Here is a 25,274-nt window from a genome sequence, read left to right as displayed (position 1 = left end):
CGGAGACCGCGGGGATGGCGGCGGCCTCCGGCGGCTGCGCCGGTCAGGCCGCCTTGGGCAGCATGCCGTTCGGGTCGAGGACGTACTTCTTGGCCGCGCCCTCGTCGAACTCGCGATACCCGCGCGGCGCCTCGTCCAGCCCGATCGCCGTGGCGTTGACCGCCTTGGCGATCTGTACCTTGTCGTGCAGGATCGCCTGCATGAGCCGGCGGTTGTAGCGCATGACCGGGCACTGGCCGGTGGCGAAGCTGTGCGACTTGGCCCAGCCCAGACCGATGCGGATGGACAGCGAGCCGTGCTTGGCGGCCTCGTCGGAGGCGCCCGGGTCGCCCGTCACGTACAGGCCGGGGATGCCGAGCGCGCCGCCCGCCCTGGTGACGTCCATGAGCGTGTTGAGCACGGTGGCGGGACGCTCCACCTCGGCCTCGCGGCCGTGGCCGCGCGCCTCGAAGCCGACCGCGTCCACGGCGCAGTCCACCTCCGGCTCGCCGAGGATCTGCTCGATCTGGTCCCTCGGTTCGCCCGTGGCGACGTTGACGGTCTCGCAGCCGAAGCTGCGGGCCTGGTCCAGGCGTTCCTTGTTCAGGTCGCCGACGATGACGACGGCGGCCCCGAGCAGGTGCGCGGACGCGGCGGCGGCCAGGCCGACCGGTCCGGCGCCGGCGATGTAGACCGTGGATCCGGGGCCCACTCCCGCCGTCACGCAGCCGTGGAAGCCGGTCGGGAAGATGTCCGCCAGCATGGCCAGGTCGAGGATCTTCTCCATCGCCTGGTCCTTGTCGGGGAACTTGAGCAGGTTCCAGTCGGCGTACGGGACGAGGACGTACTCGGCCTGCCCGCCGACCCAGCCGCCCATGTCGACGTAGCCGTACGCCGAGCCGGGCCGGTCGGGGTTGACGTTCTCGCAGATGCCGGTGTTGCCCTCCTTGCAGTTGCGGCAGCGTCCACAGGCGATGTTGAACGGGACCGACACGAGGTCGCCCTTCTTGATGAACTCCACGCCCGGGCCCGTCTCCACGACCTCCCCGGTGATCTCATGACCGAGGACGAGGCCCTGGGGGGCGGTGGTGCGCCCGCGTACCATGTGCTGGTCGCTGCCGCAGATGTTGGTGGCGACCGCCTTCAGTATCGCGGCGTGCGGCAGTTTGCGGCCGATGTTGGCCGGATTCACGCCGGGGCCGTCCTTCAGCTCGAATCCGGGATAGTCGATCTCGTGAACCTCGACCTTGCCTGGGCCTTCGTAGATGACTCCCTTGTTACCAGGCATGGTGCTCTCTCCCTCGCGTCGGAAGTGGTGGGGCATGCGCTCGTGATGGGGCATGCGTTCGCGGCACAGGCTCGCGGACCACCTCCTCCCCGGCAGGGGACGAAGATAACAACGGGCGTTTTGTCCTCTATATCTGAATATATCCCTAGAAGTCGGCGGGGCTCCGGGGGTGGCTGCGGGCGTACAAAGGGGGCTTTGTCAGATCTTCACCGACTCGTGCATTCAGCGAGGTCGCGGCGGCGGGAAGGGTTCCGTGCGACGCCGGAAAGGCACGGGGAGGGGGTCGGCATGGGGATCAAGAAGAGTGTTCCCGACACCAGGCTGGCGGCCGAGGCCACCGATTTCGTGCGGCAGGCCACGAGTGACCTGATCTACCACCATTCGCGCCGGGTCTACTTCTGGGGCGTCCTCCAGGGCCGCGAGCGCGACCTGAGCTTCGACCCCGAGCTGCTGTACGTCGCCGCCATGTTCCACGACCTGGGGCTGAACGAGGAGCACCGCGGCAGCGGGCGGCGCTTCGAGGTGGACGGCGCCGACGCCGCCCGCGGTTTCCTGCGCGAACGCGGCGTGCCCGAGGACAGCGTCCGGCGGGTGTGGACCGCGATCGCGCTGCACACGACTCCCGGCATCCCCGAGTACATGGAGCCCGAGGTCGCCCTGGTCACCGCCGGAGTCGAGTACGACGTGCTCGGCCTCGGCTACTACGACCTCACCGACGAGCAGCGGGCCGAGGTCACCGCCGTGCATCCGCGGCCGGGCTTCAAGCAGGCGATCCTGCGGGCGTTCACGGAGGGCATCGCGCCCAAGCCGGAGACCACGTTCGGGAACGTGAAGGCCGACGTGCTCGAACGCTTCGTGCCCGGCTTCCAGCGGGGGAACTTCGTCGACACGATCCTCGACTCACCCTGGCCGGAGTGAAGGCTGACATTTCGGCTATTCGGTAAATGAGGGGAAGCGTCCCGGGAGCTCACTAGGCTGCCGTGCCATGACCGGCACCACTCGCCACCGCCCCCTCGCCCGCCTCACCATGGGACTCGCCTGTGCGCTGATGATCGCCGTGACGGCGGGTTGTGCCGCCGAGGACGATCCGAGCCGGGCCAAGGTCGGCTCCTGCCTCGAAGCTCAGGGCAAGGGCGGCAAGACCGTCCGGGACGACTTCCGCCTCGTTCCGTGCACCAGCCCGCGGGCCGCGTACAAGATGATCAGGAAGAACGACCAGTGCGGCGACAGCACCAACGGATACCTGGAGATCGGCACCCGCCGGTCGCGCACCCGCCTGTGCCTGACGCTGAACGCGAGCGAGGGCGACTGCTTCTATCAGGAGATCGGCTTCCCCACCGGCCGGGCGTCCAAGGTGAGCTGCGGCCCCGCCGCGACCTATCGGGTCACCAAGGTGTCGGACGGCACCGCCGACGCCTCGGTCTGCGGCAAGGACGTACCCAACTGGACCAAGACCCCTGACGTGCTGCCACGCGCCATCGTCTACCGCCACCCGCCCCTCACCCTCTGCGCCGACCGCCCCTGACCCGGCATCTCCGACCTGGGCGGTCGACCCGGCCAAACCTCCGATTCCCGCCATAGACGACATGTGTGGTAAATCTCCGTAACCCCATTTGTCACGGAGGCCCCATGCGTACCCTGGCCGTTGCCGGGTTGACCACCTTGCTGCTCGGGTCCGGCGCCGTCGCCGCGCCCGCCGCCCTCGCCGCGCCCGAGAAGGACGGACCCGTCGAGCACCGGATCGCGACCACCTACGCCGCCGGTGACGGCTACTGGACGCCCGAACGCATGCGCGCCGCCCGGCCGCTGACCGCCCCCGCCGGCTCGGCCAAGCCGGCGACCGGCCGCGCGACGACACTGGCGGCCGGCGACCCGGTGGAGATCGCGCCCGCTCCCGGCCCGGGACCCAAGCGCGCGAAGGGCCTGCCCCTCGCCCCCATGGCGGCCGCCCAGCAGACGTGGAAGTCCGGCGGCCTCATCGCCAAGACGGCCGGCAAGGTGTTCGGCACGGGCGGCAACGGCAAGGACTTCGTGGCCTCCGGCACCGTGGTGAACAGCACCGACGGGGACGTGATCGTGACCGTCGCGCACGCCATGATCGACGGTGACGGGCGCTGGAGCACCAACCTGGTCTTCGTGCCCGCGTACAAAGACGGGGCGGCGCCGTACGGGAAGTTCACCGCGCGCACCATGTACATCTGGTCCGGCTACTACAAGGACAACGCCCACCAGCCGCCGCTCGACTTCGGCATGCTGGTCGTCAACAAGGTGAAGAGCAAGACCCCGGTGCAGACCGTGGGCGGGCAGGGCCTCAGGTTCAACGTGACCACCGAGGGCACGTCCAACCACCTGTTCGGCTACCCGAGCAACGGCAACGGCGGCAAGACCCTGCAGTACTGCAGCGGCGAGTCCGTCGACCCCTCCTACGGCATGAAGTACGCGATGCTCTGCGACATGGGCGGCGGCTCCAGCGGCGGGCCCTGGTTCCAGGAGTTCAACCGGACCACCGGCACCGGCTACGTGATCTCCGCCCACGCCCTGCGCAACACCACGACCAGCTACGGCGCCTACTCCGGCCCCGAAGCCCTGGCCACCTTCCGCGCCGCCGTCGCCGCCTGACCACCCTCCAGGCCGTCCGACGGCACCGCCCTCCGGTCAGGGGTGTCCGATGATCAGGCGGAGCGAGCCGAGGAACTCGGGCTGGTCGCGCAGCCGGCCGTGGCGGTGGTCCCAGGCGCCGCTTTCCAGGTCGCGCCGCAGCTCTTCGACCGCGCGGGCCTCGGCCGCGTCGTCGACGAAGCCCCAGGCCGACTGCGAGGCGCGCACCCCCGGGTCGAGGAAGCGCTCGGGGCGGGCGTAGTAGGCCTCGGTGAACCCGTCCACGCAGTCGATCGGGATCGCGACCGGCACCACGTCGGCCCGCCCGCCGACGAGGGAGGCGATCAGGTCGATCGGCGGGTAGCGGCGGCGTTCCGCGGCGATCAGCTCGGGGGCGTACTCGGCCAGCCAGAGCAGATCGAGCGCGTCGCCGTCGAAGGTCAGCACGACGACGGGCCCACGGCTGACCCGGCGCAGCTCGCGCAGTCCCCGCTCGGTGTCGCTCCACTGGTGGACGGTGACGGTCGCCATGGCGGCGTCGAAGGCGTCGTCGTCGAAGGGCAGCCGCTCGGCGGTCGCGTTCACGGCTGGGGCCAGGTGGCGCGGGCGCTGGGCGCGCATCGCCGCCGACGGCTCGACCGCCACGACGTGACGGTCCTCCGGCTCGTAGGACCCGGCGCCCGCGCCGACGTTGACGACGGTACGGGCCGGTCCGAGCGCGGCATGGACGTGGGCGGCGATGCGCGGATCGGTACGCCGCTGCCGGGCGTAGCCGTGCCCGTGCCGGTCGTAGTCGAAGTCGCCGGCGGGAGCGGGGCTGGACAAGAAACCTCCTGAAAGGCGGGAATCCTCCGGTAGTGATCCTTCCTCAAGCATCACATCCGGCGGCACGGATCCTCCAGCAGCGGCTCTACCAAGAGCACCGCATCCATCAGCACGAAGCCCCGGCGCCGGCCCCCTCCCGAGAGGGTCGCATCCGTCACACCGCCTCCGGTCCCCGGAGCTCTCGGCTCAGGCGGGGTAGGCGTGGGTTTCCGTGGCCTTGACCGAGGCCCAGATCCGCTGACCGGGGGTCAGGTCGAGGTCGGCGAGCGCGGCGGGGGTGATGTCGGCGAAGGCGGTGACGGGGCCGTCGAGGTGGACGCGGACGTTGTCGCCGTGCCGTTCGATCCCCCCGATGCGGGCCTGCCACAGGTTGCGCGGGCTGCCGTCCGGGCGGGTCCGGTACAGCGCCACGGCGGCGGGCGGGAAGGCGACGAAGGCCGCGCCGTCGGTCGCGGGTTCGGAGGTGTGCAGCAGCAGCTCCCCCACCTCGACCCGGCCCCCGCCGGCCACGCCGCGATACAGGTTGAGCCCGACGAGCCGGGCCACGTAGTCGGTACGGGGCCGCCGGGCGACCTCGGCCGGGGCGCCCTGCTGGACAACGGCGCCGTGCTCGATGACGATCAGCCGGTCGGCCAGCACCATCGCGTCCAGCGGATCGTGGGTGACCAGGACGGTGACGCCGTCGAAGTCGGCCAGATGACGCCGCAGCTGGGACCGGATCTCCAGCCGGGTGTGCGCGTCGAGGGCCGCCAGTGGCTCGTCCAGCAACAGCAACTCGGGCCGTACGGCGAGCGCGCGGGCGAGCGCGACCCGCTGCGCCTGCCCGCCGGACAACTGCCGCGGCCTGGCCCCCGCGCGCGCGGCCAGCCCGACCCGCTCCAGCAGCCCGGCGGCGGCGGCCCGGGCGTCGGTCTTGGACATCCCCTGGCAGCGCAGGCCGAAGGCGACGTTGTCCAGCGCGGACAGGTGCGGGAACAGCAGGTAGTCCTGGAAGACCATGCCGATCGGACGGCTCTCGGCGGGCAGGGTGTGCAACGGCCGGCCGCGCAGGGTGACATGCCCGCCGGACAACCGGGTCAGCCCGGCCAGCGCGCGCAGAGCGGTGGTCTTGCCCGCCCCGTTGGGACCGAGCAGCGCCACCACCTCACCCGCCCGTACGTCGAGCGCCAGGTCGAGAGTGAAAGCGGCCCGCTCGACCACGAGCCGCGCCTCAAGGCTCACGGCGCGCTCACCTCCTCGATCGCTCAGGCTCGTCACGGCGCGCTCACCCATCGGTCGCGCAGGCTGGCCAGGATGACGACGGAGACGGCCAGCAGCACGAGACTGAGCACGATCGCCGCCTCCGGATCGGTCTCCAGGGCCAGGTAGACGGCCAGCGGCATCGTCCGGGTCGTACCGGGGAAGTTGCCGGCGAACGTGATCGTCGCCCCGAACTCGCCCAGCGCCCGCGCCCAGCACAACACCGCCCCCGCGACGACCCCCGGCATGACCATGGGCAGCGTCACCCGCCGGAACACCGTCCACCGCGAGGCCCCCAGCGTCGCGGCGGCCTCCTCGAACCGCCGGTCGGCGGCACGCAGCGCACCCTCCACGCTGATCACCAGGAACGGCATCGCCACGAACGCCTCCGCCACGACCACCCCCGCCGTGGTGAACGGCAGCGTGATCCCGAAACCGGCCTCAAGCCACTCCCCGACCAGCCCGCGCCGCCCCAGCACCAGCAGCAACGCGACACCCCCGACCACCGGCGGCAGCACCAGCGGCACGGTGACCAGCGCCCGCACCACCCGCCGGCCCGGGAACTCCACCCGGGCCAGCAGCCACGCCAGCGGCACCCCCAGCGACAGGCACAGGACGGTGGCGACGGTCGCGGTGATCAGCGACAGCCGCAACGCCTCCAGCACCTGCGGCTCGGTCAGCCGGGCCGGCAGTGTGGACCACGGCGCCCGGACCAGCAGCCCCACCAGCGGCAGCACCAGAAAGACCAGCCCCAGCACGGCAGGCACCATCAGCACCCACGGCAACCGCCCGGAGACCGAACGCCGTCCCGACCCGCCACGAAGCCCACCACGAGGCCGGTCATGGACGGGTGGCCGACGCCCGTCATCGGCTCCACCACCAGGTCCGTCCCGGAGCCCGTCACGGGGATCGTCAGGAGGCCCGGCCTCTGGTTCCGGTGGGGAACTGTTCATCAGCGGGCTTCGCGGCTCACCTCGGCGGGCGCGCTCCCCCGCGCCGGCTCCCAGCCCACGAACCCGCGGCCCCTCACAGCTGACCGGCCATGCGGTCGCGGCCGGGGACCTCCACGACGACGTTGGTGGACTTGATCACGGCGACCGCCACCACGCCGGGCTCCAGGCCCAGCTCGTCGGCGGCCTGCCGGCTCATCAGCGACACCACGCGGAACGGCCCCGCGGCGATCTCCACCTGGGCCATCACCGCGTCGCGGATCACCTCGGTGACGATCCCGCGGAAGCGGTTACGCGCCGAGGAACGGCCGCCCTCGTCGTCGGCCCCGACCTGCGCGCGGGCGAAGGCGGCCAGGTCGGCGCCCTTCACCCGCCGGTGACCGTGCTCGTCGCGCTCGGCCCCGAGACGGCCCGCGTCGACCCAGCGGCGGACCGTGTCGGAGCTGACGCCGAGCAACGCCGCGGCCTCACTGATCCTGAACGTCGTCACAACCCCACACATTACCCGCCGCACATGCCAGGCAGAAATCATCATCATGCCCGCAACAGCGGCACCGCGTCGGCAACAGCCATCGCATCTACGAGACCGCCGCCGACCGACGGCGCGGCCCGACCGATCACAGGCCGACCGATCACAGGCCGACCGATCACAGGCCGACCGATCACAGGCCGACCGATGGCGGGCCCCGGTCGGGTTACCAGGTTTTGCCGGCCTGCTCCCTGAGCGTGTGGTTGATCCGGTTGAAGAAGTTGGTCAGCGCGATGTCCAGGACGATAGCCGACAGCTGCCGCTCGTCGAAGTGCTCGGCGGCCGCGGCCCAGATCTCGTCGGTCACCCCCGGCGCCCCGTCCTGGATCCGGGTGGCCGCCTCGGCCAGGGCGAGCGCGGCCCGTTCCGCCTCGGTGAAGAAGGGCGTCTCGCGCCAGGCGACCACGCTGTGCAGCCGTTCGTCGCTCTCCCCCTGTTTCCTGGCCGCGGCGATCCCGGCGTGGACGCAGGGGGAGCAGCCGTGGATCTGGCTGGCCCGCAGGTGGACCAGCTCCAGCACGCGCGGGTCCACCCCGCCCGAGTACATCGCCTTGTACAGGCCCTTGATGGCCGCCATGACGTCGGCGTCGGCCGGGCTCTGCATCCGTGCTTGCATGGTGTCGCTCCTAGGTTCCGGTTACCCGGGCCGGTCCTGGCCCGTCATCACCCATGACGGAGCGGTACGGAGAAAGGTAACGACATGTCCGACCACGGCCAGGCAGACCTGGTGACCGAGGCGTTCGAGGCGCAGCGTGAGCGGCTGCGCGCGGTCGCCTTCCGCATGCTGGGCTCGCACGCCGACGCCGAGGACGTGGTCCAGGAGGCCTGGCTGCGGCTGTCCCGGCAGGACGCGGCGGCCATCCACAACCTGGGCGGCTGGCTGACCACGGTGGTCGGCCGGATCAGCCTGGACGTCCTGCGCTCACGCCAGAGCCGCCCCGAGGCGTCGTACGGTGACCGGCTGCCCGGCATCGTCGTCCTCGACGAGGAGGCGGAGCCCGAGGAGGAGGCGGTGCTGGCGGACTCGGTCGGGCTGGCGCTGCTCGTCGTCCTGCAGTCGCTCAAGCCGGGTGAGCGGCTGGCGTTCGTGCTGCACGACCTGTTCGCGGTGCCGTTCGACGAGATCGGCCGGATCCTCGGCAAGTCGGCCGACGCCGCCAAGATGCTGGCCAGCCGGGCCCGCGGGAAGGTGCGGGCGACCGAGCGGGAGCCGGTCTCCGGACGGGAGCAGCGGCAGGTGGTACGGGCCTTCCGCGCGGCCGTGCGGGACGGCGACTTCGGCGAGCTGCTGCGCGTGCTCGACCCCGAGGTGAAGCTGACCGTGGACACACCCGGCGGCGAGGTCGTGGTGCTCGGGGCCACCGAGATCGCCGGTCGGGCGCGGCTGTTCTCCGGCGCGGCGGCGCGGGAGCGGGAGGTGCTGGTGGGCGGCCTGCCGGGCTTCATGTCGTGGCGTGCCGACGGCACCCCGCTGTCGATCCTGTACTTCACCGTCACCGGCGACCGGATCACCGCCATCACGGCCCTGACCGACGCCGCCCACCTGACGGCGATGAACCTGTCCCCCTGAGCACCAGGAAAATCATCCGGCACGTCACCAAGGGATCAGCGTCAGGGTGGCCGACGACTGGATCAGGGCGAAGACGACTTCGCGGTGTTCACGTCCATCGCGGCCTACGGCGGCTCGCGCGGGGCGGGCGACCGGGAACGCGCGCGGGCTGGCTAAGCTGCGCGCATGGCGCGGATTCTCCTCTTGCACTCGATGTACGGCCTGCGGCCCGCCGTCCACCAGGCGGCCGACCGGCTGCGGGCGGCCGGTCACACCGTGCACGTCCCCGACCTGTACGACGGCCGGGTCGTCGACACGCCCGAGGAGGGCATCGCGATCAAGGACGAGATCGGCCGGGACGAGCTGCTCAAGCGGGCGGTCGCCGCGGCGGCCCCGCTGTCGGCCGACGGGCTGGTCTACGCGGGCTTCTCGCTCGGCGCGGCGATCGCGCAGAACCTGGCCCTGGGCGACGAGCAGTCGCGCGGCCTGCTGCTCATGCACGGCACGTCCGACATGGCCGAAGGGGTCTCCGCCGACGACCTGCCCGTGCAGCTGCACGTCGCCGACCCCGACACCTACGAGCCGGTCGACTGGCTGAACGCCTGGTACCTGCGGATGCGTCAGGCGCGGGCCGACGTGGAGGTCTTCCGCTACCCGGGCGCCGGCCACCTGTTCACCGACCCCGACCTGCCCGACCACGACCCCGAGGCCGCCGAGCGGGCCTGGGCCATCGCCCTGGACTTCCTCGCCGACCTGTGACCCCGTCTGTGACAACGGGCCGTTCCGAACAAGCCGGTCTGTGACGCCGAGCCACACAGAACGGGCCCGTCCATGACAACGGGCCGGCCCCATGCAGGGCCGGCCCGGAGTCAGGGAGCGGGGACGATCAGGCGAGGTCGAACCGGTCGAGGTTCATGACCTTGTCCCACGCCGCGACGAAGTCCGTGACGAACTTCTCCTTGGCGTCGTCGCTCGCGTACACCTCGGCCAGCGCGCGCAGCTCCGAGTTGGACCCGAAGACGAGGTCGGCCCGGGTGCCGGTCCACTTGACCTGGCCGGTGGCGGCGTCGCGGCCCTCGAACGTGTTCTCGTCGCCGCCGACGCCCGACCACTCCGTGCCCAGGTCGAGCAGGTTGACGAAGAAGTCGTTCGTCAGCACGCCCGGCGTCTCGGTGAGGACGCCGTGCTGCGAGCCCTGGTAGTTGGCGCCCAGGACGCGCAGGCCGCCGATGAGGACGGTCAGCTCGGGAGCACTGAGGGTGAGCAGGTTGGCCCGGTCGAGCAGCAGGTACTCGGCCGGCAGCCGGCTGCCCTTGCCCAGGTAGTTGCGGAAGCCGTCGGCGACCGGCTCGAGCGCGGCGAACGAATCGACGTCCGTCTGCTCCTGCGAGGCGTCCACCCGGCCCGGCCGGAAGGGCACCTCGATCTGGTAACCGGCGTCCTTGGCGGCCTTCTCGACGCCCGCGACGCCGGCCAGCACGATCACGTCGGCCAGCGAGACCTGCTTGCCGCCGGTCTGCGCGCCGTTGAAGGACTTCTGGACGCCTTCGAGCGTGCCGAGCACCGTCGCGAGGCGGTCGGGCTCGTTGACCTCCCACGCGCTCTGCGGCTGCAGGCGGATGCGGGCACCGTTGGCGCCGCCGCGCTTGTCGCTGCCGCGGAAGGAGGAGGCCGACGCCCACGCCGTGGAGACGAGCTGCGACACCGTCAGGCCCGAGGCCAGGATCTGGCCCTTGAGCGCGGCGACGTCGGCGGCGTCGATGAGCTCGTGCGTCACCTTGGGCAGCGGGTCCTGCCACAGCAGCACCTCGGCCGGGACCTCGGGGCCGAGGTAACGCTCGATCGGGCCCATGTCGCGGTGGGTCAGCTTGTACCACGCCTTGGCGAAGGCGTCCGCGAGCTCGTCGGGGTGCTCCAGCCAGCGCCGGGTGATCTGCTCGTAGATCGGGTCGTAACGCATCGACAGGTCGGTGGTCAGCATCGTCGGCGCGTGCGTCTTCGCCGGGTCGTGCGCGTCGGGCACGGTGCCGGCGCCCGCGCCGTCCTTCGGCCGCCACTGGTTGGCGCCCGCGGGGCTCTGGAACAGCTCCCACTCGTAGCCGTACAGGATCTCGAGGAAGCTGTTGTCCCAGGTGATCGGGGTGTTGGTCCAGATGCCCTCAAGGCCGCTGGTGATCGTGTCGCCGCCCTTGCCGGTGCCGAAGCTGTTCTTCCAGCCCAGGCCCTGCTGCTCGATGGAGGCGGCCTCGGGGTCGTCGCCGACGTTGTCGGACGGGCCCGCGCCGTGGGTCTTGCCGAAGGTGTGACCGCCGACGATCAGGGCGGCCGTCTCCTCGTCGTTCATCGCCATCCGGCGGAACGTCTCGCGGATGTCGCGGGCGGCGGCGATCGGGTCGGGGTTGCCGTTGGGGCCCTCGGGGTTGACGTAGATGAGGCCCATCTGGACCGCGCCGAGCGGGTTCTCCAGCTCGCGGTCACCGGTGTAGCGCTCGTCGCCGAGCCAGGTGGTCTCGGGACCCCAGTAGACGTCCTCCTCGGCCTCCCAGACGTCCTCGCGGCCGCCGGCGAAGCCGAAGGTCTGGAAGCCCATCGTCTCCAGGGCCACGTTGCCGGACAGGACGAGCAGGTCGGCCCAGGAGAGCTTCTTGCCGTACTTCTTCTTGATCGGCCACAGCAGGCGGCGGGCCTTGTCCAGGTTGGCGTTGTCCGGCCAGCTGTTGAGCGGGGCGAAGCGCTGCTGGCCGGCGCCGGCGCCGCCGCGGCCGTCGCTGATGCGGTACGTGCCCGCGCTGTGCCAGGCCATCCGGATGATGAACGGGCCGTAGTGGCCGAAGTCGGCCGGCCACCAGTCCTGCGAGGTGGTGAGCACCTCGGCGATGTCCCGCTTCACGGCCGCGAGGTCCAGGCTCTTGAACGCCGCGGCGTAGTCGAAGTCCTCGCCGAAGGGGTTGGCCACGGCGGGGTTCTTGGCCAGGATCTTGAGGTTGAGCCGCTCCGGCCACCACTGACGGTTGCCACCACCCTGCGTCGGGTGCGGGGCGCGCACGTGCGCGACCGGGCAGCCGCCTTCGCCCTCCGGCTGCGGGTCTGTGACGATCGCGTCATGGTTCTCGGACATGGGCATCCTTCCGGACTGTGGAGATCACGTTTGCTCAGGAACTGATGTCGGTGGAACAGGCGGGGCACAGGCCCCAGTAGATGACCTCGGCCTCGTCGATGACGAAGCCGTGCTCGTCGGACGCGCTCAGGCAGGGCGCGTGACCGACGGCGCAGTCGACGTCGGCCACGGCCCCGCAGGAGCGGCAGACGATGTGGTGGTGGTTGTCCCCGACCCGGCCTTCGTAGCGGGCCGGGCTGCCGGCCGGTTCGATGCGGCGGACGAGGCCGGCCGCCGTGAGGGCGTGCAGGGCCTCGTAGACGGCCTGCAGGGAGACATGGCCGACGCGTTCGCGCACTCCGTCGGCGATCGCCTCGACGCCGAGATGATCGCCTTCTCTGACGGTGTCGAGCAGTGCCACGCGGGCGGCCGTGACCCGCAGGCCCGCGCCGCGCAACTCCTCGGCGGTGGTCGGAGTGCTGGATGCGGTCATGCGGTCAAACCTACCGCCACAAACACGAACTGTACAAGATAATGAATCGTCCAAGTCTGGGGCCCGGATGGGTAACCGGCGGCGCGTCGCGCCCCGTGCCCGTCAAGGCGCCGACGGCCGCGCGCACGGCGTCCGTTCAGGGCGCGACGGCCGCGCGCACGGCGCGGTACAGGCTCGCGGCCCGGTCGTCGGGAACGCCCTCTCTGAGGCGGTTCATCACGTAGCCGAACGCGATCCCGCTCTCCTGGTCGGCGAACCCGATGGAGCCGCCCAGGCCCCCGAACCCGAAGGCGGAGGGCGAGTACCAGTACGCGTCCGGCGTAGGCAGGCCGAACCCGGTGCCGATCCGCACCGGCACCCGCAGGATCCGGTCGATCCCGGCGGCCCGCTCCTCGACCGCGGCGGCCAGGCTGCCGGAGGTGAGGATGCGGCGGCCGTCCACCTCGCCGATGAGCGCCGCGTAGAAGCGGGCCAGGCCGCGGGCCGTGCAGATGCCGTTGGTCGCGGGCAATTCGGCGGCCTGCTCGGCGGGGTCGTTGTGGTCCAGGGCCGGCTTGACGACGCCCATCGCGCGCGAGGTGAGCGAGGTGGGATCGGCGTAGACGGCCAGGATCTCGCGCATGGGCTCGGGGACGGCGTCGAGGTCGATGGCGCTGGGGTCGAAGGCGGCGGCCTCGGTGAGGATGCGGCTGACCCGGTGGTGCTCCGACTTGGGCAGGCCGATCCAGAAGTCGATGCCGAACGGCCCCGCGATCTCCTCGGCGAGGAACGTGCCGACGCTCCTGCCGCTGACCCGGCGCACGACCTCGCCCACGAGCCAGCCGTACGTCAGCCCGTGGTAGCCGTGCTCGGTCCCCGGCTCCCAGTACGGCTTCTGCGCGGCGAGCGCCTTGACCATGGGCTCCCAGGCGATGGCCTCGGCCGGGGTGATCGGCCGGTCGATCGCGGGCAGCCCGGCCTGATGGGTGAGCAGCCACCGCACCGGCAGCCGCTTCTTGCCCTGGGCCGCGAACTCGGGCCAGTAGCGGGCCACCGGCGCGTCGAGGTCGAGCTCGCCCCGCTGGGCCAGCAGCAGGGCGCAGGCCGCCGTGACGGCCTTGGTGGTGCTGTAGACGACCTGGAGGGTGTCGCGCTCCCACGGGCGCCCGGTCTCGGGATCGGCGATCCCGCCCCACAGGTCGACGACCTCGCGGCCGTGCACGTAGACGCTCACCGCCGCGCCGACGTCCTGGCCGGAGTCCAGGTTCGCGGCGAACGCCGCGCGCACCGCTTCGAATCCCGGTGCGATGTCCCCGCCGATCTCGGTCATGCCTCGTCTCCTCTCGTCGGCCCGCGGAGAAGGAGCGGTCAGCGGCGGAACTTCTCGACCAGCCAGGCGCACAGCTCCGGCTCGGTCATCTCAGGAAATTCCGCCGCGAACGTGGACAGCGCGCGCATCGCCTCGTCCCGGTCGAGACCGCGGGCCAGCGCGGCCTTGAGGTAGTCCTGCCGGGCGGCCGTCGGACGTCCTCCGCCCGCGCCGCGCCCGGGCAGCCCCTCACGCCAGCGGACGATCTCCGCCAGCCGATCGGCCCGCCAGCCGGGGGCGCCGTCCACCTCGACGTCGGGCGCGGGGAACGGGTGATCGGAGTCGCCGGGGAAGCGGGTGCGCCACTTGTGCACCGCGTGCCGGGTCACCCCCAGGGCCTCGGCCAGGCCGAGAATGCCGAGGTAGCGCTCGGTCATGGGTGCACCTGCTCGTCTGTCCGGCCTCCTTCGCGGATCTCCAGTACTACCACGGACGGCGCCCTGCTCCGCGAGCGCCGTAAAACATTGTCTCTATGCGAGACTAAGTTGGCAAGTACGGCTCCACGCCGTCGTACTGGATCAGGAGGTGGCGCGGCCCGCGCAGGACGGGGCTCGGCCGGTAGGGCGGCGGGTCGGTGACGAGCCTGGGGGCGCGCAGCCTGCGGACGAGCTCCGCCAGCATGATCTGCCCCTCCAACCGGGCCAGCGGCGCGCCGAAGCAGTAGTGGACGCCGCCGCCGAAGCCCAAATGCTCATTGGGGAGCCGGCACGGGTCGAAGCGGCCGGGGTCGCTCACGTGGGCCGGGTCCCGGCTGCCCGCCGCCAGCGCGAGCACGACGGGCGCGCCGGCCGGGATGGTGACGCCGGCGATCGTGATGTCGTCGAGGGCGACCCGCGAGGACAGGAAGTGCACCGGCGGCTCGTAACGCAGCAGCTCCTCGACGGCGGGGACGATGAGGCCGGGGTCGGCGCGCAGGCGTTCGAGCAGGTCGGGCCGGCGCAGGAAGGTGAGCATGCCGTTGGCGATGAGATTGATGGTGGTCTCGTGCCCGGCGATGAGCAGCAGCACGGCGGTGGACACCACCTCCTGCGGCGTCATCCCGCCCTCCGGGCCCCGGTAGGTGACGAACCCGGACAGCAGGTCCTGCCCCGGCTGCCGCCCGTGCTCCTCGGCCAGGCCGGCGAGGTAGCCGCGCAGCTCGTTCGCGACGTCCTGGCGTTCCCGCTCCCGTTCGGCGCGGCCCTCCTCGCCCGGTATCAGCGTCTCGACGAGCTTCTCCGTCCAGGCGTGGAAGCGCGGCTCGTCCTCCTCGGGCACGCCGAGCAGCCGGCAGATCATCGCGACCGGCAGCGGATAGGCGACCTCGTCCACGAGATCGACCCGGCCTCGGTCCGCGATGCCGTCGATCAGCCTGGTCGTGATCTCCAGCATCGCCGGTCGCAGCTCCTCCACCACACGGGGCGAGTGCGGCGGCCCGAAGTGACGCACGGCGAGGCGGCGCAGCCGGTCGTGCTCGGGCGGGTCGAGCCCGATGAACGAGGGATTCTGATCGAGCGCCTCGGCCGCGACGGCGAGGTTGCGGCGGTCGGAGCTGATCCGCGGGTCGTGCAGCAGCGCGACGATCTCGCGGTAGGTGCTCACGACGTACGTGCCGTCCTCCTGGCGCGCCACCGGCGTCTCGCGCAGCCGCTCGTAGAGCGGATAGGGGTCGGCGCGGCCGGAAGGGTCGAGGATCCGCTCGAAGAGGCTCTGCGATGACATGCTCTGCACTCCTGATCCGTTCAGCGCTGTGGCGGGTGCACCAGCGTGGCGCGGCGTTCGGCCGGGTCGTGGCCGGTCACCACGACGGTCGCCCCCGCCGTGGCGACCATCCGGTCCGGGACCTGGGCCGGCACCGGCCGGGGCGCCTCGCGCCGGTCGACGTGGCGGGTCACGGGCGGGAACGGCGCGGCCCGCTCGATCAGCCCCTGGTAGTACTCCAGCCACATGCCCTGGTCGAAGGTGACCGCCGCGGTGATCCGGCCCCGGTAGCCGTAGACGGCCACGAAGCGGCGCTCGTCCGTCGAGCCCTGCGCGACCACGAGCTCGTCGGCGAGCGTGGGCACGCCGACCGACTTGATGTTGACCCCGAACTGGGTGGACCAGAAGACCGGCACCGACAGATGCGGCCAGCGGTGCGCCTGGTCGCTGACCATGTTGTGCGCGGCGATCTCGGCCTGGGCGACCGCGTTGCCCCAGTGCTCCAGCGTCATGAACTGGTACTGGTAGAGCGGGTGCGGGAAGCGGGCAATGTCGCCGGCCACGAAGATGTCGTCCGTGACCAGGCCGTTGGTGTCGACGGCGCGGCAGCCCGCGTCGCAGGCCACGCCCCACACGCCGGCGGCCAGCCCCGAGCCGTGCAGCCACTCGACGTTGCGGATCGAGCCGAGCGCGACGACCGCCACGTCGGCCTCCACCGTGCTGCCGTCCGACAGGCGGGCCCCGCGCAGCCGGCCGCCGTCGCCTTCCAGGGCGGTGACGGTGGTGTCGCAGCGCAGGTCGACGCCGTGGTCGCGGTGCATCTGGGCCGCCACGCCGCCGATGACCGCGCCGAGCGCGCTGACGAGCGGGGCGGGGCCGCGTTCGACGACCGTCACGGGCAGGTCCAGCTCGCGGCAGACGGAGGCGAGCTCGCTGCCGGTGAAGCCCGCGCCGAGGACGAGCACCCGGCGCGGCCGGGCGGCCAGGGCCTGTCTCAGGCGGGCGGCGTCCTCCAGTGTGCGCAGCGTGTGCACGCCCTCCAGCGCCGCCTCGGCCTCGTTCGGCCAGGGGCGGGCGCGGGTGCCGGTGGCCAGCAGGACCCGGTCGAAGCCGATCTCGCGGCCGTCGGCCAGGTGGACGCGCTTGCTCGCCACGTCCAGCCCCGTCGCCGGGGTGCCCGCGATCCACTCGGCCTCGACCTCGCGCAGCCTGGGCAGCATGGTGTGGCCGGAGGGCACCTGCCCGGTGAGCACCTGCTTGGACAGCGGCGGCCGGTCGTAGGGCTCGTGGCTCTCGTCGCCGATCACGGTCAGGGTGCCGGCGAAGCCCTCCCGCCGCAGCACGCCCGCGGCGCGCGCGCCGGCCAGCGAGGCTCCCACGATCACGATGTGACCATCGGTCATCTTCGCGGCCGGCGCCTCCTCGTACGACGGCCGCTCCGCCGACGACTGGCCGACCCGGCGCGTCTGCGTCCAGTCGAGGTGGATGGCCTGGACGGGGCAGGCGGCGGCCGCCCGCAGGATGTGCTCGCGCTGCTCGTCGGCGGGATCCAGGTCGTAGAGGAGCGCCTCGTCGCCCACGGTGAAGACGTCGGGCGCGAGGTAGGCGCACTGGCCGTATCCCTGGCAGCGCGTCAGGTCGACGATGACTCTCACAAGGCCACTCCCCCGTCGAGCGGACACGTTCCCGCTGGTCGGCGGCGGGTCCCGGGCTGGGACCTACCCGTGACGCCGAGGGCCGTAGCCCGCCCCGCGCGATCCTGCCCTGCTCTTTGCCCGCCGGGTGCCGGCGCCTTGACAGCCGTTCATGTATCGATACAAACTTGCGTCGCCCGCACCGACGCACGAAGCACGCGAGGTAGTCCTGGATGAGCGCCGTCCCCGCCGTCATCAACGTCGACGTCCCCGGTCCCGTGATCAACCGGCACCTGTACGGGCACTTCGCCGAGCACCTGGGCCGGTGCGTCTACGGCGGGTTCTACGTGGGCGAGGACAGTGACCTGCCGAACGAGGGCGGCCTGCGGCTGGACGTGGTCGACGCGCTCCGTGCCCTGAACATCCCCAATCTGCGCTGGCCCGGCGGCTGCTTCGCCGACGAATACCACTGGATGGACGGCGTCGGGCCCAAGGAGCGGCGCCCGATCATGGTCAACACCCACTGGGGCAACGTCGAGGAGAACAACCACTTCGGCACGCACGAGTTCATGGCCCTGTGCGAGCTGCTGGGGGCGGAGCCGTACATCAGCGGAAACGTCGGCTCGGGCACGGTCAGGGAGATGAGCGACTGGGTCGAATACCTCACCCGCGAGGGCGACTCGCCGATGGTGCGGCTGCGCAAGGAGAACGGGCGCGAGGAGCCGTGGCGGGTGCGCTTCTGGGGGCTCGGCAACGAGGCGTGGGGCTGCGGCGGGCACATGAGCGCCGCGCAGTACGCCGCCGAGGCGCGCAAGTTCGGCACCTACTGCCGCGACCACGGCGACAACCAGCTGTACCGGATCGCGGCGGGGGCCAACTCCTTCGACTACGCCTGGACCGAGACGCTGATGAAGCAGCTCGGCGAGCTGGGCTGCGCCTACCGCCCGGCGCCGTTCATGCAGGCGCTGTCTGTGCACTACTACACGCTCACGGGCACCTGGCAGGACAAGGGCCAGGCCACGGACTTCGGCACCGACGACCACTACCGCACGATGGTGCAGGCGGCCCGGGTGGACGAGCTGCTCACCGGCCACTCCAACGTGATGGACTGCTACGACCCGGGCCGGAACGTGGGCCTGGTGCTGGACGAGTGGGGCACCTGGTGGAACGTCGAGCCGGGCACCAACCCCGGCTTCCTCTACCAGCAGAACACGCTGCGCGACGCCCTCGTGGCCGGGCTGCACTTCGACGTCTTCCACCGCCACGCCGACCGCCTGGTCATGGCCAACATCGCCCAGACGGTGAACGTGCTCCAGGCCATGATCCTGACCGATCCTGAGTCGGGCGCGCTGGTGCTCACGCCCACGTACCACGTGTTCGAGATGAACAAGGGGCACCAGGACGCGGCCTCGCTGCGGGTGGACCTCCCCTCGGGGCTGCCCTCGCGCGAGGTCGGGGAGGACCGGCTGGCGACCGTCTCGCTGTCGGCCAGCCGCAAGGACGGCCGGATCCTCGTGTCGCTGTCGAACCTGGACGCGGACGAGGCGGCGGACGTGGACCTGGACCTGCGCGGCGGCTCCGTGACCGACGTGCGCGCCCGGATCCTCACCGCGGACCGGCTCCAGGACCACAACACCCCCGAGGCCCCGGCCACGGTCGCGCCGCGCCCGCACGATCAGGTCACGGCCACGGCGTCCGGCCTGCGGGTGCACCTGCCCGCCCGCTCCTTCGTCACCGTCGAGGGCAGCCTGGACGGCCGGTGAACGCGTCCCGGTCCCGCGGGACCGCAGGCGACCAGTCCTAGGGCTGCCGGCGCAGGCCGAGGGCGTCGGCGGCGGTCTCCAGGGCGGCGAGGTGCTCGTCCACCGAGCGCAGCCCCGCCCGCATGGTGTTGACGGCCAGGTGCGTGGCTCCGGACTCCTCCCACCGGCGGGCCGTCTCGGCCAGCTCGTCCGGGTCGCCGCGCCAGCTGACGCGCCCCTCCATGCCGAGCGTGGCGGGGTCGCGGCCGGCCCGCGCGGCGGCCTGCTCGACCATGGCCTTGGCCTCGTCGAGCTCCTGGCCCGGTGACATCTGCGGGAACCAGCCGTCGGCCAGGCGCCCGGCCCTGCGGTAGGCGGCCGGCGACTGGCCGCCGATCCACACGGGGATCGGCCGCCGGACGGGCAGCGGCGCGATCCCGGCCCCGGTCACCCGGTGGAACTCGCCCTCGAACGTGACCGACTGCTCGGTCCACAGCCGGCGCATCAGCTCGATCTGCTCCTCGACGCGCCGGCCCCGGTTGCCGAAGTCCTCGCCGAGCGCTTCGTACTCGACCGGGTTCCAGCCAATCCCGACGCCCAGCCGGAACCGGCCGCCGGTCAGCAGGTCGACCTCGGCCGCCTGCTTGGCCGCGAGCACGGTCTGCCGCTGGGGCAGGATGACGATGCTGGTGACGAGTTCGAGCGAGGTCAGCGCGGCGAGGTAGCCGAACAGGACCATCGGCTCGTGGAACGTCGTGCGCACGTCGTAGGGCCCGTCCCAGCCCTCGTGCACCGCCGGGTCGGCGCCCACGACGTGGTCGAAGGCCATCACGTGCCGGTAGCCGAGCTCCTGGACCCGCTGCCCGTAGGCGCGCACGGCGCCCGCGTCGCCGCCGAGCTCTGTCTGGGGCAGGACGACACCGATCCGCATGGCGAGGACTCCCGTCGGGCGCGTGCTACTTCCCGATCATCATCACTTACCCGGCCCCGATCCTTCGCGTACGACGCTCCGGCGGGAGACGACGGCGTACACCACGCTGATGATCACGAAGAACGGGACGCCCGCCCACCACGCCGGGCGCAGCGGCTCGATGAACAGCGTCGAGACGAGCACGGCGGCCAGGAAGAGCATCACCACCACCGAGGTGACGGGCGCGCCCCAGAGCCGGACCGGCGACGGCGCCAGCCCCTGGGCGGCGCGGGTGCGGCGGAAGGCGTGGTGGGTCACCAGGATGAGCAGCCACACGACCAGCGCCCCGAACACCGACACCCCGAACAGCGCCAGGTACGCCTCGCTCTCGCTGGCCGCCGAGACGATCGCGGCCAGCGCCAGGCCGAGCGCCGACAGGGCGAGCGCGTTGCGCGGCACGCCGGAGGCGCTGAGGCGTCCCGTCCAGGCGGGGGCGTACCGGTGGGAGGCCAGCGAGTGCATCATCCTGGTGGTCAGGTACAGGTTCGTGTTGGCGCTGGAGAGCGCGGCGGTCAGGACCACGAAGTTCATGATCGTGGCCGCCGCCGGGACGCCGGCCGCCGAGAAGACGCGGACGAACGGGCTCTGGGTGACGTCGCCGCCCTGCGCGGTGGTGGTCCACGGCACCACGGTCAGCACGACCGCGATGGCCAGCACGTAGAACAGCGCCAGGCGGGTGACCATGCGGCGGGCGGCGCGCGGGATGTCGCGGGCGGGGTTCTCCGACTCGGCGGCGGTGACCGAGACGACCTCGGTGCCGATGTAGCTGAACAGCACGAACACCATGGCCAGGAACAGGCCGTTGATCCCGTTCGGCAGGAAGCCGTCGTGCGCGGTCAGGTTGGACACGCCGGTCGCCTGCGCGCCGGGCAGCCCGACGGTGATCAGGACCACGCCGAGCAGGATGAACACGACGATGGCCACCACCTTGATCATGGCGAACCAGTACTCGACCTCGCCGAACAGCTTGACCGCGGCGGCGTTCGTGATCAGCACGACGGCGGAGAAGACGGTGACCGGCAGCCACAGCGGCAGCGACGGCCACCAGAACTGCACGTAGATCCCGGCCGCGATGACCTCGCCGCCGATCGCGATGACCTGGATCGTCCAGTACGTCCAGCGGACCACGAACCCGGCCCACGGCCCCAGGTACCGGTGCGCGATGACCCCGAACGCGCCCGCCTCCGGATGCACCACGACCATCTCGGCCAGCGCCCAGCCGATCACCAGCGCCACGCCGGCGCAGATCACGTAGGCGACGATGGTGGCCGGCCCCGCCTGCGAGATGGCCAGGCTGGAGCCGAGGAACAGCCCGGTGCCGATGGCGCCGCCCAGCCCGATCATGGTGAGCTGGCGGCCGGTCAGCCGGCGGCGCAGCCCGGTTTCGTTGTCCACGGAAGACCTCTCGGGGGGTGATCAGGTCCTGCGGCAGGCCCTGATGGCTTCGACGGCCGCGTCCACGTCGGAGCGGTCGTTGTAGTAGTGGAACGACAGCCGCAGCAGGTCGCCGCGCGGCGCGGTCCAGATGCGGCGCTCGGCCAGCCGGGCGGCCAGCGCGTTCGGGTCGGCGTCGGCGATGGCGACCTGCGGGCCGCGCGCCCCCGCCGGGCTGGCCACCCGCTCGCCGTCCGCGGTCAGCCGCTGTGCCAGCTCCTCGACCAGGTCCGACACGTGCTCCTGTACGGCGTGCGGGTCCACCCGTTCGATCAGGTCGAACCCGGCGTTGGCCGCGTACGCGGACGGGATGGGCGGGGTGCCGGTCTCGAAGCGGCGGGCGTCGGCGGGGAAGTCGAGCAGCCGGGGGTCGAAGGCGAACGGCTGCGTCCGGCCGAACCAGCCGGTCAGCTCGGGCTCGCGCTGCTGCTCCATGCCGCCCCTGACGTACAGGAAGGCGATGCCGGGCAGGCCGAGGAGGTATTTGAGCGACCCGGACGCCAGGTAGTCGCAGCCCAGCCGCTTGACGTCGATCGGGACGACGCCGGTGGCCTGGTAGGCGTCCACGAAGACGCGCGCGCCCCGGTCGTGCGCCAGCCGTACGACGTCCTCGACGGGCAGGCGGGCGCCGTTGCGGTAGGTGTGCAGCGGCACGGAGACGAGGTTAACCCGCTCGTCGATGACCTGCTCGTACGCCTCGGCCGCGACGCTCTCGCCGGTGTCGGCGGCCACCCGCACCTCGGCGCCGCGCTGGCGCTGGGCCAGCCACACGTGCGCGATCGAGGGGAACTCCAGGTCGTTGGTGACGATGCCGGGGCGGCGGGACCAGTCGAGCGAGGCGGCGGCCTGGAAGGCGGCCTCGGACGCGCACGACAGCACGGCCACCTCGCCGGGTTCCGCGCCGATGAGCCGGGCGAAGCGTTCCCTGGCCTGGCCGACCTGTCCCATCCAGGTCTCCCACGGGGCGCCCTCGGCGCGCAGCGAGTGGCCGATCTCCTGGAGCGCGTAGGTCAGCCGCGACGACAGCGCGGCCTGGCTGCAGCTGGCCAGGTGCACGGAGTCGGCCAAGGAGGGGAACTCGGCCCGGAACTGGGTGGCGTTCAACATGCGCGACATTTCGGGCACACTATCGGGCGGGATTTAACCAGGTCAATGGTTGTTAAATGGTGTTAACACGGGCGATGAGGTTGACGCCGGATAGGATCCCCCCGTGATGGGCGCCAGGATCCGGAAGCTCCGTACCGAACGGGGGCTGACCCTCGCGCAGCTCGCCGCGGCGGCGGGCGTGTCGAGCGGGCTGATCAGCCAGGTCGAGCGCGATCTGGCCGATCCGAGCCTGGAGACGCTCAGGAAGATCGCCAAGGTGCTGGACCTGCCGCTGTTCAGCCTGTTCCAGGAGCCGGACGCGGCCGTCGTCGCCGTGGTCCGGCAGGACAAGCGCATGCTGGTCAGATCCCCTACCGGCGGGGTCACCTACACCCGCGTCTCTCCCGGGCACGGCCGGCTGGAGGTCCTGGAGGGCCGGCTGGAGCCCGGCGGGTCGTCGGCCGCCGAGCCGTGGTCGCACCCGTCCGAGGAGTGCGTGCTGGTGCTGCGGGGGCGGCTCGTCGTGGAGGTGTCGGGGATCGAGCACGCGCTGGAGGAGGGCGACAGCTGCTACTTCGACTCCGCGCTGCCGCACCGCTACCTCAACCCGGGCGCGGAGCCGGTCGACTTCCTCATCACCGCGACCCCGCCGAGCTACTGAACCCTTTCCCGGCGGCGCGCGTACCTTCGTACATGCGTTGGAGAATGGCCTTGATCGCCCTGCTGGCACTGGTGGCGGCGGGCGCGTGCTCCGCGTCGGCGGGCACCCAGGCCGGGTACAACCAGGCGGACGTTCGGTTCAACCAGCAGATGATCACCCACCACCGGCAGACGATCCAGCTGGCCGAGCTGGCTTCCGAGCGGGGCGGCGGCGACTACGTGCGCAAGCTGGCCAAGGAGATCATCCCCAAGGAGCAGGCCGACATCCAGAAGATGTCCGGCTGGCTCACGTCCTGGTCGGAGGCGGTCCCGGCCGAGGAGAAGACGGACGAGGGCGCCGAGCTGAAGGCGGGCGACGGGTTCGACCGGGGCTGGCTGACGCTGCTCAAGGGGCACCTCGAACACGGCGTGCACATGGCCAAGGAGATCCAGGGCACTGGTCAGCACACGGGGACGAAGCAACTGGCCGACCAGATCGTGACCAACCAGACCGAGGAACTGACCGCCATCGGCAAGCAACTGGCCATCTGAGGCTCGCGGCGACCCCGCCGCCGGCTGGGGCCACCCGCCTCCAGGTTCGCTAGGGGACATGGGCGGGGCGCGGGCGTGTCCCCGCTGCCCGGCCCGCGTCCGCTGGATACCGTGATGGTGTGGTTCCGGACTGACTGACGTGCCCGGAACCCGACTCTCCCTCCGCAGCTTGTCACCGAGCGACGGAGGGAGTCCCGTGCGGCGAGGTCCTGTGGTGGTCGTCGGGGCCGGCCTGGGCGGGCTGGCCGCGGCCGTGCGCCTGGCCGTCGCCGGGCGCGAGGTGGTCGTGGTCGAGGCCGGGCAGGAGCCCGGGGGCTGCTGCGCCACCGGGCGTGTGGGAACGTACCGGTTCGACGTCGGGCCGTCCGTGCTGACGATGCCCGGCGTGCTCGCCGACGTCTTCGGCGCGGCCGGGGAGGAGCTGCGCGACTGGGTGCCGCTGCGCCGCCTCGACCCCTCGTACCGGCTGACCTTCCACGACGGCTCGCGGCTGGACGTGCGGGCCGGGCGCGCGGAGATGACCGAGCAGGTCCGCACGCTCTGCGGGCCCGCCGAGGCGGCCCGCTACGAGCGTTACCGGCGGCTGCTCGACGAGCTGTTCGCGGTGGAGTGGCCGGCGTTCATCGACGCCGACATGACCAGGCTGCGCGCCCTGGCCAGGCCGGCGGCGCTGCTGCGGCTGGCCGCGCTGGGCGGCTTCCGCCGGCTCGACCGCCTGGCCGCGCGCCACCTGACCGACCCCCGGCTGATCAGGGCGCACACCTTCCAGTCCCTGTACGTCGGGCTGTCGCCGCATCGCGCGCTGGGCATCTACGCCGTCGTCGCGCACATGGACACCGTCGGCGGCGTGTACTTCCCCGAGCACGGCGGCATGCACGCCGTCCCGGTCGCGATGGCGGCACTGCTGGAGAAGCTGGGCGCGGCCATCCGGTACGGCGTGCGCGCCCACCGCGTCGAGGCCGACGGCGACGGCGTCACCGGCGTGCTGCTGGAGGACGGCGAACGGCTGCCGGCCGCCCACGTGGTGGTGGCCTGCGACCGGCTGGCGGCGCGGCGGCTGCTGCCCGGCCGGGCCGACGACTGGCGGCTGCGCCGTCCCCGCCACTCCCCCTCCTGCCTGGTGCTCCACCTCGGCCTCGAACGCGAGCCGCCCGGCCAGGCCCACCACACCGTGCACTTCGGCCGGACCTGGCGGGAGACGTTCGCCGCGCTGGACCGGGGCCGGCCGCAGCCCGACCCGAGCCTGCTGGTCACCTGCCCGGACACCGGCGGGCCCGCCACGCTCAGCGTCCTGGAACCGGCGCCCAACCTGCGCACCGCCGATTGGAGCCGCCTGCGGCCCGAGCTGGAGGAACGGCTGCTCGCCCGTCTCGCCGACCTTGGTTACGGCGATCTGTCGGGCGCGCCCAGGCTGGTCCTGGACCCGCCCGCGTGGGCGGCCCGCGGCCACAGCGCCGGGACGCCGTTCGCGCTGGACCACCGCTTCACCCAGACGGCGTGGCTGCGGCCGTCCGGGGTCGCCCGGCGCGTTCCCGGCCTGCACTTCGCCGGCATGTACACCGCGCCGGGCGTGGGCGTGCCACCGGTCCTGATCTCCGGCCGCCTCGCCGCGGAACGCGTCCTCGGAGAGTCGTCATGACGC

At 72.1% G+C, this 25,274-nt stretch carries 24 protein-coding genes; 9 read left to right on the top strand and 15 right to left on the bottom strand.

Features of this window, described 5'->3' with window-relative positions; genetic code table 11:
- Positions 1 to 43: 43 nt before the first annotated feature.
- On the bottom strand, positions 44 to 1,267 hold the full coding sequence (gene fdhA / locus B0I32_RS09830; protein WP_106237118.1) for a formaldehyde dehydrogenase, glutathione-independent: 1,224 nt from the start codon (positions 1,265 to 1,267) through the stop codon (positions 44 to 46).
- Positions 1,268 to 1,555: 288 nt separating this feature from the next.
- Here fdhA and B0I32_RS09825 point away from each other — a divergent pair, with 288 nt between their 5' ends.
- The 3 genes from B0I32_RS09825 (at position 1,556) to B0I32_RS09815 (ending at position 3,886) form a co-directional block, all read left to right on the top strand.
- The gene (locus B0I32_RS09825; protein WP_106236898.1) at positions 1,556 to 2,185 is read left to right on the top strand and encodes an HD domain-containing protein; all 630 of its coding nucleotides are present in this window, start codon (positions 1,556 to 1,558) and stop codon (positions 2,183 to 2,185) included.
- 67 nt (positions 2,186 to 2,252) lie between these two features.
- Entirely contained in the window at positions 2,253 to 2,792 is a 540-nt protein-coding gene (locus B0I32_RS09820) for an LppU/SCO3897 family protein (RefSeq protein ID WP_106236896.1), read from the top strand.
- A gap of 104 nt (positions 2,793 to 2,896) precedes the next feature.
- On the top strand, positions 2,897 to 3,886 hold the full coding sequence (locus tag B0I32_RS09815; RefSeq protein ID WP_146178102.1) for a trypsin-like serine peptidase: 990 nt from the start codon (positions 2,897 to 2,899) through the stop codon (positions 3,884 to 3,886).
- A gap of 36 nt (positions 3,887 to 3,922) precedes the next feature.
- Here B0I32_RS09815 and B0I32_RS09810 read toward each other — a convergent pair whose 3' ends face one another.
- From B0I32_RS09810 to B0I32_RS09785, 5 genes are all read right to left on the bottom strand, one after another.
- A complete protein-coding gene (locus B0I32_RS09810) occupies positions 3,923 to 4,690 on the bottom strand; it encodes a class I SAM-dependent methyltransferase (protein ID WP_245955713.1) in 768 nt (255 codons plus the stop codon).
- A gap of 186 nt (positions 4,691 to 4,876) precedes the next feature.
- Entirely contained in the window at positions 4,877 to 5,911 is a 1,035-nt protein-coding gene (locus B0I32_RS09805; protein WP_106236891.1) for an ABC transporter ATP-binding protein, read from the bottom strand.
- 32 nt (positions 5,912 to 5,943) lie between these two features.
- Positions 5,944 to 6,699 carry an ABC transporter permease gene (locus B0I32_RS09800; RefSeq protein WP_106237116.1) on the bottom strand — a complete coding sequence of 252 codons (756 nt, stop codon included), beginning with the start codon at positions 6,697 to 6,699 and terminating at the stop codon, positions 5,944 to 5,946.
- Between the two features lie 256 nt (positions 6,700 to 6,955).
- Positions 6,956 to 7,369: a TOBE domain-containing protein gene (locus B0I32_RS09795; RefSeq protein ID WP_106236890.1), complete on the bottom strand. Its 414-nt coding sequence runs from the start codon at positions 7,367 to 7,369 to the stop codon at positions 6,956 to 6,958.
- 205 nt (positions 7,370 to 7,574) lie between these two features.
- The gene (locus tag B0I32_RS09785; protein WP_106236888.1) at positions 7,575 to 8,024 is read right to left on the bottom strand and encodes a carboxymuconolactone decarboxylase family protein; all 450 of its coding nucleotides are present in this window, start codon (positions 8,022 to 8,024) and stop codon (positions 7,575 to 7,577) included.
- Positions 8,025 to 8,108: 84 nt separating this feature from the next.
- Here B0I32_RS09785 and B0I32_RS09780 point away from each other — a divergent pair, with 84 nt between their 5' ends.
- Positions 8,109 to 8,978 carry a sigma-70 family RNA polymerase sigma factor gene (locus B0I32_RS09780; RefSeq protein WP_106236886.1) on the top strand — a complete coding sequence of 290 codons (870 nt, stop codon included), beginning with the start codon at positions 8,109 to 8,111 and terminating at the stop codon, positions 8,976 to 8,978.
- Between the two features lie 165 nt (positions 8,979 to 9,143).
- The gene (locus B0I32_RS09775; protein ID WP_106236885.1) at positions 9,144 to 9,716 is read left to right on the top strand and encodes a dienelactone hydrolase family protein; all 573 of its coding nucleotides are present in this window, start codon (positions 9,144 to 9,146) and stop codon (positions 9,714 to 9,716) included.
- A 127-nt stretch (positions 9,717 to 9,843) separates the two neighbouring features.
- Here the strand turns inward: B0I32_RS09775 and katG are convergent, their stop codons facing one another.
- The 6 genes from katG to B0I32_RS09745 all read right to left on the bottom strand — a co-directional run bounded on the left by katG (position 9,844) and on the right by B0I32_RS09745 (position 17,230).
- Positions 9,844 to 12,075 carry a catalase/peroxidase HPI gene (katG, locus tag B0I32_RS09770; protein WP_106236883.1) on the bottom strand — a complete coding sequence of 744 codons (2,232 nt, stop codon included), beginning with the start codon at positions 12,073 to 12,075 and terminating at the stop codon, positions 9,844 to 9,846.
- Positions 12,076 to 12,109: 34 nt separating this feature from the next.
- A complete protein-coding gene (locus B0I32_RS09765; protein ID WP_106236881.1) occupies positions 12,110 to 12,547 on the bottom strand; it encodes a Fur family transcriptional regulator in 438 nt (145 codons plus the stop codon).
- 136 nt (positions 12,548 to 12,683) lie between these two features.
- Entirely contained in the window at positions 12,684 to 13,856 is a 1,173-nt protein-coding gene (locus tag B0I32_RS09760; RefSeq protein ID WP_106236879.1) for a serine hydrolase domain-containing protein, read from the bottom strand.
- Positions 13,857 to 13,894: 38 nt separating this feature from the next.
- Positions 13,895 to 14,272: a hypothetical protein gene (locus B0I32_RS09755; protein WP_106236878.1), complete on the bottom strand. Its 378-nt coding sequence runs from the start codon at positions 14,270 to 14,272 to the stop codon at positions 13,895 to 13,897.
- Between the two features lie 103 nt (positions 14,273 to 14,375).
- Positions 14,376 to 15,596 (bottom strand): cytochrome P450, encoded by a 1,221-nt coding sequence (locus tag B0I32_RS09750; protein WP_106236876.1) that lies wholly within the window; start codon positions 15,594 to 15,596, stop codon positions 14,376 to 14,378.
- A 20-nt stretch (positions 15,597 to 15,616) separates the two neighbouring features.
- Positions 15,617 to 17,230, bottom strand: coding sequence for an FAD-dependent oxidoreductase (locus B0I32_RS09745; protein ID WP_106236874.1), 1,614 nt, complete (start codon positions 17,228 to 17,230; stop codon positions 15,617 to 15,619).
- Positions 17,231 to 17,442: 212 nt separating this feature from the next.
- Here B0I32_RS09745 and B0I32_RS09740 point away from each other — a divergent pair, with 212 nt between their 5' ends.
- Positions 17,443 to 18,972 carry an alpha-N-arabinofuranosidase gene (locus tag B0I32_RS09740; RefSeq protein ID WP_106236873.1) on the top strand — a complete coding sequence of 510 codons (1,530 nt, stop codon included), beginning with the start codon at positions 17,443 to 17,445 and terminating at the stop codon, positions 18,970 to 18,972.
- Positions 18,973 to 19,009: 37 nt separating this feature from the next.
- Here the strand turns inward: B0I32_RS09740 and B0I32_RS09735 are convergent, their stop codons facing one another.
- From B0I32_RS09735 to B0I32_RS09725, 3 genes are read right to left on the bottom strand one after another with little or no spacing between them, the layout of a single operon-like run.
- Entirely contained in the window at positions 19,010 to 19,882 is an 873-nt protein-coding gene (locus tag B0I32_RS09735) for an LLM class F420-dependent oxidoreductase (RefSeq protein WP_106236871.1), read from the bottom strand.
- Between the two features lie 42 nt (positions 19,883 to 19,924).
- The gene (locus tag B0I32_RS09730) at positions 19,925 to 21,316 is read right to left on the bottom strand and encodes an amino acid permease (RefSeq protein ID WP_219911704.1); all 1,392 of its coding nucleotides are present in this window, start codon (positions 21,314 to 21,316) and stop codon (positions 19,925 to 19,927) included.
- Between the two features lie 21 nt (positions 21,317 to 21,337).
- Positions 21,338 to 22,471: an aminotransferase class V-fold PLP-dependent enzyme gene (locus tag B0I32_RS09725; protein ID WP_106236869.1), complete on the bottom strand. Its 1,134-nt coding sequence runs from the start codon at positions 22,469 to 22,471 to the stop codon at positions 21,338 to 21,340.
- Between the two features lie 97 nt (positions 22,472 to 22,568).
- Here B0I32_RS09725 and B0I32_RS09720 point away from each other — a divergent pair, with 97 nt between their 5' ends.
- The 3 genes from B0I32_RS09720 (at position 22,569) to B0I32_RS09710 (ending at position 25,271) form a co-directional block, all read left to right on the top strand.
- On the top strand, positions 22,569 to 23,102 hold the full coding sequence (locus B0I32_RS09720) for a helix-turn-helix domain-containing protein (protein WP_245955725.1): 534 nt from the start codon (positions 22,569 to 22,571) through the stop codon (positions 23,100 to 23,102).
- A 50-nt stretch (positions 23,103 to 23,152) separates the two neighbouring features.
- Positions 23,153 to 23,632: a DUF305 domain-containing protein gene (locus tag B0I32_RS09715; protein ID WP_181307195.1), complete on the top strand. Its 480-nt coding sequence runs from the start codon at positions 23,153 to 23,155 to the stop codon at positions 23,630 to 23,632.
- Between the two features lie 196 nt (positions 23,633 to 23,828).
- Entirely contained in the window at positions 23,829 to 25,271 is a 1,443-nt protein-coding gene (locus B0I32_RS09710; protein WP_106236864.1) for a phytoene desaturase family protein, read from the top strand.
- Positions 25,272 to 25,274 lie beyond the last annotated feature (3 nt).

Source organism: Nonomuraea fuscirosea, assembly GCF_003001935.1.
In the GTDB taxonomy this organism is placed as follows: domain Bacteria; phylum Actinomycetota; class Actinomycetes; order Streptosporangiales; family Streptosporangiaceae; genus Nonomuraea; species Nonomuraea fuscirosea.
This window is presented reverse-complemented; position numbering and strand designations above follow the sequence as displayed.

Excerpts from the sequence above, each read along its gene's own strand:
- fdhA (WP_106237118.1), bottom strand. The coding sequence starts at position 1,267 with ATGCCTGGTAACAAGGGAGTCATCTACGAAGGCCCAGGCAAGGTCGAG.
- B0I32_RS09825 (WP_106236898.1), top strand. The coding sequence starts at position 1,556 with ATGGGGATCAAGAAGAGTGTTCCCGACACCAGGCTGGCGGCCGAGGCC.
- B0I32_RS09820 (WP_106236896.1), top strand. The coding sequence starts at position 2,253 with ATGACCGGCACCACTCGCCACCGCCCCCTCGCCCGCCTCACCATGGGA.
- B0I32_RS09815 (WP_146178102.1), top strand. The coding sequence starts at position 2,897 with ATGCGTACCCTGGCCGTTGCCGGGTTGACCACCTTGCTGCTCGGGTCC.
- B0I32_RS09800 (WP_106237116.1), bottom strand. The coding sequence starts at position 6,699 with ATGGTGCCTGCCGTGCTGGGGCTGGTCTTTCTGGTGCTGCCGCTGGTG.
- B0I32_RS09785 (WP_106236888.1), bottom strand. The coding sequence starts at position 8,024 with ATGCAAGCACGGATGCAGAGCCCGGCCGACGCCGACGTCATGGCGGCC.
- B0I32_RS09780 (WP_106236886.1), top strand. The coding sequence starts at position 8,109 with ATGTCCGACCACGGCCAGGCAGACCTGGTGACCGAGGCGTTCGAGGCG.
- B0I32_RS09775 (WP_106236885.1), top strand. The coding sequence starts at position 9,144 with ATGGCGCGGATTCTCCTCTTGCACTCGATGTACGGCCTGCGGCCCGCC.
- katG (WP_106236883.1), bottom strand. The coding sequence starts at position 12,075 with ATGTCCGAGAACCATGACGCGATCGTCACAGACCCGCAGCCGGAGGGC.
- B0I32_RS09765 (WP_106236881.1), bottom strand. The coding sequence starts at position 12,547 with ATGACCGCATCCAGCACTCCGACCACCGCCGAGGAGTTGCGCGGCGCG.
- B0I32_RS09760 (WP_106236879.1), bottom strand. The coding sequence starts at position 13,856 with ATGACCGAGATCGGCGGGGACATCGCACCGGGATTCGAAGCGGTGCGC.
- B0I32_RS09755 (WP_106236878.1), bottom strand. The coding sequence starts at position 14,272 with ATGACCGAGCGCTACCTCGGCATTCTCGGCCTGGCCGAGGCCCTGGGG.
- B0I32_RS09750 (WP_106236876.1), bottom strand. The coding sequence starts at position 15,596 with ATGTCATCGCAGAGCCTCTTCGAGCGGATCCTCGACCCTTCCGGCCGC.
- B0I32_RS09740 (WP_106236873.1), top strand. The coding sequence starts at position 17,443 with ATGAGCGCCGTCCCCGCCGTCATCAACGTCGACGTCCCCGGTCCCGTG.
- B0I32_RS09735 (WP_106236871.1), bottom strand. The coding sequence starts at position 19,882 with ATGCGGATCGGTGTCGTCCTGCCCCAGACAGAGCTCGGCGGCGACGCG.
- B0I32_RS09725 (WP_106236869.1), bottom strand. The coding sequence starts at position 22,471 with ATGTCGCGCATGTTGAACGCCACCCAGTTCCGGGCCGAGTTCCCCTCC.
- B0I32_RS09720 (WP_245955725.1), top strand. The coding sequence starts at position 22,569 with ATGGGCGCCAGGATCCGGAAGCTCCGTACCGAACGGGGGCTGACCCTC.